This window comes from Amycolatopsis sp. NPDC054798, assembly GCF_053611505.1.
Genome location: NZ_JBSHAM010000194.1, coordinates 1 through 6,690, shown reverse-complemented (window position 1 = coordinate 6,690; position 6,690 = coordinate 1). Strand labels below are relative to the sequence as shown.

Genomic DNA, 6,690 nt, shown 5'->3' with positions numbered 1-6,690 from the left:
GGCGGGAAAGATGCCTTGACAAGCACCCCCGAACCGCAGGGGAGGCTTCGTATCGGGGTGCAGGGCGGGGCTGGCTGCCTGCGTTGTTTGGGTGTGGTGGTGGGGGTGGGCACGCGGCTTGGGTGCGTGGCTGGGTTGGGTGTGCGGGTGGCGGTTTGGTGGGTGGGGGCTAGCGCCCCAATGTGGCATTGGGTGCGTGTGACGCACCGAATGTGGCATTGGGTGCATGGGACGCACCGAATGCCACATTGGGTGCGTGGGCTGGGGGTTGGGTGTCGTGTTTTGGGGTGGGTGGTCGTTTAGCGTCGCGCGACTGCGCTGGCGGCGATCTCTGCTACGGAGGTCAGTGCTTCCTGTTCGGCTCCGCGGCGGGACATTGTGCGGAGTCCGGAAATGGTGGCGTGGATGAAGTTCGCGATGTCGGTGGCGTCGCGGTCGCGGGTGACGCTGCCGTCTGCTTGTCCGGTGCGGGCGAAGTGGGTCAGTGCTGACAGGTGTGCTTCGGTGTCCGCGTTCACTTGCGCGGCGACCTCCGGGTCGGTGGTGCCGAATTCGGCGATGGCGTTCACCATCAGGCAGCCTCGCCTGCCGTTTTCGAGTTCGTCCTCGATGGTCGAGGTGAGCAGCAGGCGGATGGCGCCGAGTCCGTCCGGTGCGTCGTCCAAGAGGGTTTCCCTCAGGCGGATGCCACGACGCGAGTAGTGGTCGAGGACGCGGCGGAACAGTTCGTGCTTGCTGGAGAACGTGTTGTAGATGCTGCTCCGGCCGAGTCCGGTGGCAGAGCACAGGTCCTCGGTGGAGGTTGCCTCGAATCCCCGCGTCCAGAAGGCGTTCATCGCGCCTTCGAGCGCTTCGGTCTCGTCGAACTCGCGTGGCCTCGGCATGCCGATCACGCTAACACATTTTGGACAGCTCGATACACAACAGGGTCGCCGAGGCGTGCGGAGCGCCACAGGGGCAGGATGAGCACCGTGGGTTACGACGCGTTGCTATGGCTTTCGTTCGGCGGTCCGGAGGGGCCCGACGAGGTGATGCCGTTCCTGGAGAACGTCACCCGGGGCCGGGGCGTGCCGCGCGAGCGGCTGCTCGAGGTCGCCGAGCACTACCAGCACTTCGGCGGGGTCTCGCCGATCAACCGGCTCAACCGCGCCGCGATCGCCGCGGTCGAAAAACAGCTCGCGGCCGAGGGCATCGAACTTCCGGTGCACTTCGGCAACCGCAACTGGAGCCCGATGGTCGAGGACACGCTGGCCGGGATGAAGGACGCGGGAGTCCGCCGCGCCCTGGTGTTCCCGACGAGCGCGTACGGCGGATACTCCGCGTGCCGCCAGTACGACGAGGACATCGAACGAGCCCGCGCCGCCGTCGGCGACGATGCTCCGGAACTGGTCAAGCTGCGCCAGTTCTTCGACCACCCGCTGTTCGTCTCCGCGGTGGCCGACGCTGTTCGCGCCGCACACGCGAAACTCGGCGACCGCCCCGGCACCCGCACGGTCTTCACCGCCCACTCGATCCCGGAAAGCGCCGACCTGGCCTCCGGCCCGCCCTCGGAAGGCGGCCGCCGCTACTCGAGCCAGATCGCCGAAGCAGCCCGCCTCGTGGCCGCCGAAGCCGGAATCGCCGAGTACGACGTCGTCTGGCAGTCGCGGTCCGGCCCGCCGCAGATCCCGTGGCTGGAACCGGACATCGTCGACCACATCGACGCACTGCACGCCCAGGGCGTGGAATCCGTGGTGGTCAGCCCGATCGGCTTCGTCGCGGATCACCTGGAAGTGATCTGGGACCTGGACAACGAAGCCGCCGACCGCGCCGCCGAACACGACATGGCCTTCGCCCGCGCAGCCACCCCGGACGCGGACCCGAGGTTCGCCGAGATGGTGGTCGAGCTGATCCGCGAACACCTGGCCGACGCCCCCGCGCGGAAGCTCTCGTCCTTCCCCTCCGCCGGCTGCACCGTCAACGGCGCCCCCTGCGCAGTCGCCTGCTGCGAACCCCCTCGCCGCCCCGGCCGCTGACGTTCCGGCCAACCCCCAGCCCACGCACCGAATGTGGCATTGGGTGCGTCCGACGCACCCAATGTGGCGTTCGGTGCGTCGCATGCACCCAATGCCACATTGGGGCGCTAGCTCCACCCCTCAACTGCCGCCCGCACACCCCACCCAGCCACGCACTCAAACCGCGCGCCCACCCGCCGCCGACCATCCTCACTAAACCCAGGCGCCCAGCCCTGGCCCTGCACCCCGATACGAAGCCTTCCCTGCGGTTCGGGGTGCCCCACCGCAACGCAGTACCGAACACCCCACCCCCACCACCAAACAGCCGACCCAAACAGCCGCCTAAGCCTGCCGATCCCCCTGCTCAGCAAACACCCGCACCGCCTCGTTCACCGACGCCGTCCGAGCAGCCCGCACCGCCTCGGCCAACGGCCGCAACGCCTCCGCCCGCCGATTCACCGCCGACGCCGACAACGCTCCGCCGGGATCATCCGCCTGCGCCACCGCCAAAATCGCCGAGATCTCCTCCGCCCGCTGCAACACCCGCAGCGCCCGCCCCGGCGTCCCGGCAGGCCACTCGACCTGCGGCCGAGCCCGCAAATGCGCGGACAACTCCGCCCGCACCCCAGGCCGCTCCCGGGCCACGTCCAACGCCTGCAACGCCCCCGCACTGGCCCGGATCGCGTCCGTCAGCCCGTGCTCGGCATCCGGCAACGGCTGATACTCCAACGAAACCGGCGCGGCGAGCGAATACACCGTCCACCGCATCAACCCCTCGGCGATCGGCTCCGGCACCAGCCCGAATCCGAACCCGCCGAGCACCACCGCTTCGCCGCAGCGCAACGCCGCGTCCGCGAACGGCCCGCCGCCGCCCAGCCCGCGCACATCGCCCGGGACCGGCAGCACCAGCTGGACGCTCGCCGCCCCCTGTGCCCGCAACGCGAGCAGCAGCTGCACCGGAGTGGCTGCGCGGTGAAACGCGAGCGGCAGTTCGAACGCGTCGGCCGCGGCGGGATCGGCCGCGACCACGTCGTGGGCCTCGGCCCAGTCTTGCAAGGCGTCGAGAACGTCGTCGGACGCCGCGGCCCCGTTCAGCCACGCGGAGGACCAGACGGCGAGGGTCGCACTGGGTCGGCACACGACTGCTTATTTTACCGGTTCCTCCGGTGTTCGCCGATCCCTGCCCGGCTGGAGCCGCTCCACATCGACGTGAGCCGGAACGGTCAGTAGCGTCGATGGGGTGAACGCTGTTCCCGATGCTCTTCCCCGTACTGCCGGCGAGCTTCGCGCCGCCGGATACGCCCCGCGCCCGATCGCGCGCGAGATCCACGACAACCTGCTCGCCGCGCTGCGCGAGGGCCGCGACGCCTGGCCCGGCATCGTCGGCTTCTCCCGCACTGTGCTGCCCCAGCTCGAACGCGCCCTGCTCGCCGGCCACGACGTCGTCCTGCTCGGCGAACGCGGCCAGGGCAAGACCCGCCTGCTGCGCACCCTCGCCGGGCTGCTCGACAAGTGGACCCCGGTCATCGAGGGCTCCGAGCTGGGCGAACACCCGCTCGACCCGATCACGCCCGCCTCGATCCGCCGCGCCGCCGAACTCGGCGACGACCTTCCGGTGGCCTGGCGGCACCGCAGCGAGCGCTACACCGAAAAGCTGGCCACGCCGGACACGAGCGTCGGCGACCTGATCGGCGACGTCGACCCGGTGAAGGTGGCCGAGGGCCGCAGCCTCGGCGACCCGGAGACGATCCACTTCGGACTCGTGCCGCGCGCGCACCGCGGCATCGTCGCGATCAACGAGCTGCCAGACCTCGCCGAGCGGATCCAGGTCGCGCTGCTGAACGTCATGGAGGAACGCGACATCCAGGTCCGCGGCTACACGCTGCGGCTGCCGCTGGACGTGCTCCTCGTCGCCACCGCCAACCCCGAGGACTACACCAACCGCGGCCGGATCATCACGCCGCTGAAGGACCGCTTCGGCGCGGAAATCCGCACGCACTACCCGCTGGACGTCGAGTCCGAGGTGGCCGTGGTGCGCCAGGAGGCGAACCTCGTCGCGGAGGTCGGCGAGCCGCTGCTGGAGGTGCTGGCCCGGTTCGTGCGCAACCTGCGCGAGTCGCCGGTGATCGACCAGCGTTCCGGCGTGTCCGCGCGGTTCGCGGTGGCGGCGGCCGAAACCGTCGCGGCGGCCGCGCTGCGCCGGGCCGCGGTGACCGGGGAGGACCCGGCGGTCGCCCGGCCGGTCGACCTGGAAGCCGTGCCGGCCGTGCTGCGCGGCAAGGTCGAGTTCGAGCCCGGCGAGGAGGGCCGCGAGGTCGAGCACCTCGTGCACCTGATGCGCCGCGCGATCGCGGAAACCGCCCGCGAACGGTTCGCCGGGCTGGACCTGCGGCCGCTGTCCGACGCAGTGGCGGACGGCCACCTGGTCGCCACCGGCGAGCGCGTTCCCGGCGCGGAAGTGCTCGCGGCGCTGCCGGAACTGCCCGTGCTGCACGAGGTCGCCCAGCGGGCCGGAGTGTCCGCTGACGAACCGGCGGGACGGATCGCGGCGGCCGTCGAACTGGCACTGGAGTCGCTGTTCCTCGCGCGCAGGCTGGCGAAGGACTCCGACGACGGCACGACGGTGTACGGCGAATAATGCCGCTCTTACCGGAGGGATATTCCTACGGCCCGTGGCACGACGGGCCGGATCCGCTGGCCCCGCCCGCGGACCTGCGGGACGCGCTGGACGAGATCGGCCGCGAGGTCATGGGCGGTTCGTCCCCGCGTTCGGCGCTGGAGGAACTCCTGCGCCGCGGCACCGAACGCACTGCCGGACTCGACGAACTGACCCGCCAGTTGTGGCAGCGCCGTTCGCAGATCCAACGGCGGCACCGGCTGGACGGCACCCTGCAGGAAGTCCAGAAGCTGCTGCAGGAAGCACTCCAAGCCGAGCGCCGGGAGCTGTTCCCGGACCCCGACGACGAGGCCCGCTTCCGCGAGGCGCAGCTCGACGCGTTGCCGCCCGGCACCGCCGCGGCCGTCCGCGAACTGAACGAGTACGACTGGCGTTCGGGCGAAGCACGGCAGAAGTACGAGCAGATCCGCGACCTTCTCGGCCGCGAGATGCTGGACGCGCGGTTCCAGGGCATGAAACAGGCGATGCAGAACGCCGGGCCCGAGGACGTCGAGCGGATCAACCAGATGCTCGGCGACCTCAACGCCCTGCTCGCCGCGCACGCACAGGGCGCGAGCGACATCGGCGAACGCTTCGACGAGTTCATGCGGCGGCACGGCGAGTTCTTCCCGGAGAACCCCCAAAACGTCGACGAGCTGATTGACGTGCTGGCCGCCCGCTCCGCCGCCGCGCAGCGCATGCTGAACTCGATGTCCGAGGAACAGCGGGCCGAACTGGCCGAGCTGGCTCAACAAGCCTTCGGCGACCCGAGGCTGGCGCAGCAACTGTCCGCTTTGGACTCTCAGCTGCGTGCGCTGCGGCCGGGGGAGGACTGGACGTCGTCCTCGCGCTTCCGCGGCCAGGACCCGCTCGGCTTGGGCGAAGGCGCGCAAGCGATGGCCGATCTGGCGGAGCTGGACGCGTTGGCCGAGCAATTGGGCCAGTCGTATCCCGGTGCCCGGCTGGAAGACATCGACCTGGAGGCGCTGGAACGTCAACTCGGGCCCGACGCGGGCGTCGACGCCCGCCGCCTGTCCGAACTGGAACGGGAACTGCGGCAGCAGGGCCTCTTCGAACGAGCCGCGGACGGCACCTTGCGCTTGTCTCCCAAGGCATTGCGCCGCCTGGGAGAAACCGCACTGTCCGATGTGGTCAACTCCCTGCGCGGCAAAACCGGAGAGCGCGAGACCGAATCCGCGGGCGCGGCCGGGGAACCGACCGGTTCGAGCCGCCCCTGGCGGTTCGGCGACATGCAACCCTGGGACGTCCCGCGGACAGTGCGCAACGCCGTGCTGCGCTCCACCGCGGTCGGCGCGGGGAGCGTGCGCCTCGATGTCGAGGACGTCGAAGTCGTCGAGACCGAACACCGGTCCCGGGCCGCGGTGGCGCTGCTGGTTGACACGTCGTGGTCCATGGTCCAAGAGGGCCGGTGGCTGCCGATGAAGCGCACCGCGCTGGCGTTGCACCAGTTGATCAGCACCAGATTCCGCAACGACGCCCTGCAGCTGATCACCTTCGGCCGCTACGCGATGCCGGTGGAGCTGCCGGAACTGGTCGGTCTGGAAGGCACCTGGGAACAAGGCACCAACGCCCACCACGCGCTGCTGCTGGCCGGACGCCATCTGCGCCGTCACCCGGATGCCCAGCCGGTGGTCCTGATGGTCACCGACGGCGAACCCACCGCCCATCTGGAACCCGACGGCGAAGCGGAATTTTCTTACCCGCCCGAACCGGCGACCATCTACAAGACACTGTCCGAAGTGGACAGAATCGCGAAACTGGGCGCGTCCGTCACTGTCTTCCGCCTGGGCGACGACCCACGGCTGGAAGCCTTCGTGGACACCATCGCCCGCCGCTCCGGCGGCCGGGTGATCGCCCCGGACCTGGACGGCCTGGGTGCGGCAGTAGTGGGGGACTACCTCCGCACGCGCCGCCGCTGACCCGCTCGGCAAGGGTCCGTGAAGGGCTCCTTGAGGGAATCTGATTCCCTCAAGGAGCCCTTCACGGACTTACCGGCGGTGCACCAGGATCCGCGCGCCG

5 protein-coding genes are annotated in these 6,690 nt (G+C 70.2%); 3 read left to right on the top strand and 2 right to left on the bottom strand.

The features are described 5' to 3' along the window. Positions 1–299: 299 nt before the first annotated feature. The gene (locus ACWGIC_RS44475) at positions 300–884 is read right to left on the bottom strand and encodes a TetR/AcrR family transcriptional regulator (RefSeq protein WP_452081979.1); all 585 of its coding nucleotides are present in this window, start codon (positions 882–884) and stop codon (positions 300–302) included. Between the two features lie 87 nt (positions 885–971). Between ACWGIC_RS44475 and ACWGIC_RS44470 the strand changes: the two genes are divergently transcribed. Beyond that, positions 972–2,015 (top strand): ferrochelatase, encoded by a 1,044-nt coding sequence (locus ACWGIC_RS44470; protein ID WP_452081980.1) that lies wholly within the window; start codon positions 972–974, stop codon positions 2,013–2,015. Positions 2,016–2,336: 321 nt separating this feature from the next. Here the strand turns inward: ACWGIC_RS44470 and ACWGIC_RS44465 are convergent, their stop codons facing one another. Continuing rightward, complete coding sequence (locus ACWGIC_RS44465) at positions 2,337–3,134, bottom strand: hypothetical protein (protein ID WP_452081978.1); 798 nt, start codon at positions 3,132–3,134, stop codon at positions 2,337–2,339. A gap of 100 nt (positions 3,135–3,234) precedes the next feature. Here ACWGIC_RS44465 and ACWGIC_RS44460 point away from each other — a divergent pair, with 100 nt between their 5' ends. Together ACWGIC_RS44460 and ACWGIC_RS44455 are read left to right on the top strand one after the other, a co-directional pair. Next, positions 3,235–4,632, top strand: a complete 1,398-nt coding sequence (locus ACWGIC_RS44460) for an ATP-binding protein (RefSeq protein ID WP_452081977.1) — start codon at positions 3,235–3,237, stop codon at positions 4,630–4,632. Beyond that, entirely contained in the window at positions 4,632–6,590 is a 1,959-nt protein-coding gene (locus ACWGIC_RS44455) for a hypothetical protein (RefSeq protein ID WP_452081976.1), read from the top strand. The genes ACWGIC_RS44460 and ACWGIC_RS44455 overlap by 1 nt, the downstream gene beginning before the upstream one ends. Positions 6,591–6,690: the final 100 nt, after the last annotated feature.

Coding starts and splice junctions, on each gene's coding strand:
- ACWGIC_RS44475 (WP_452081979.1), bottom strand. CDS start 884: ATGCCGAGGCCACGCGAGTTCGACGAGACCGAAGCGCTCGAAGGCGCG.
- ACWGIC_RS44455 (WP_452081976.1), top strand. CDS start 4,632: ATGCCGCTCTTACCGGAGGGATATTCCTACGGCCCGTGGCACGACGGG.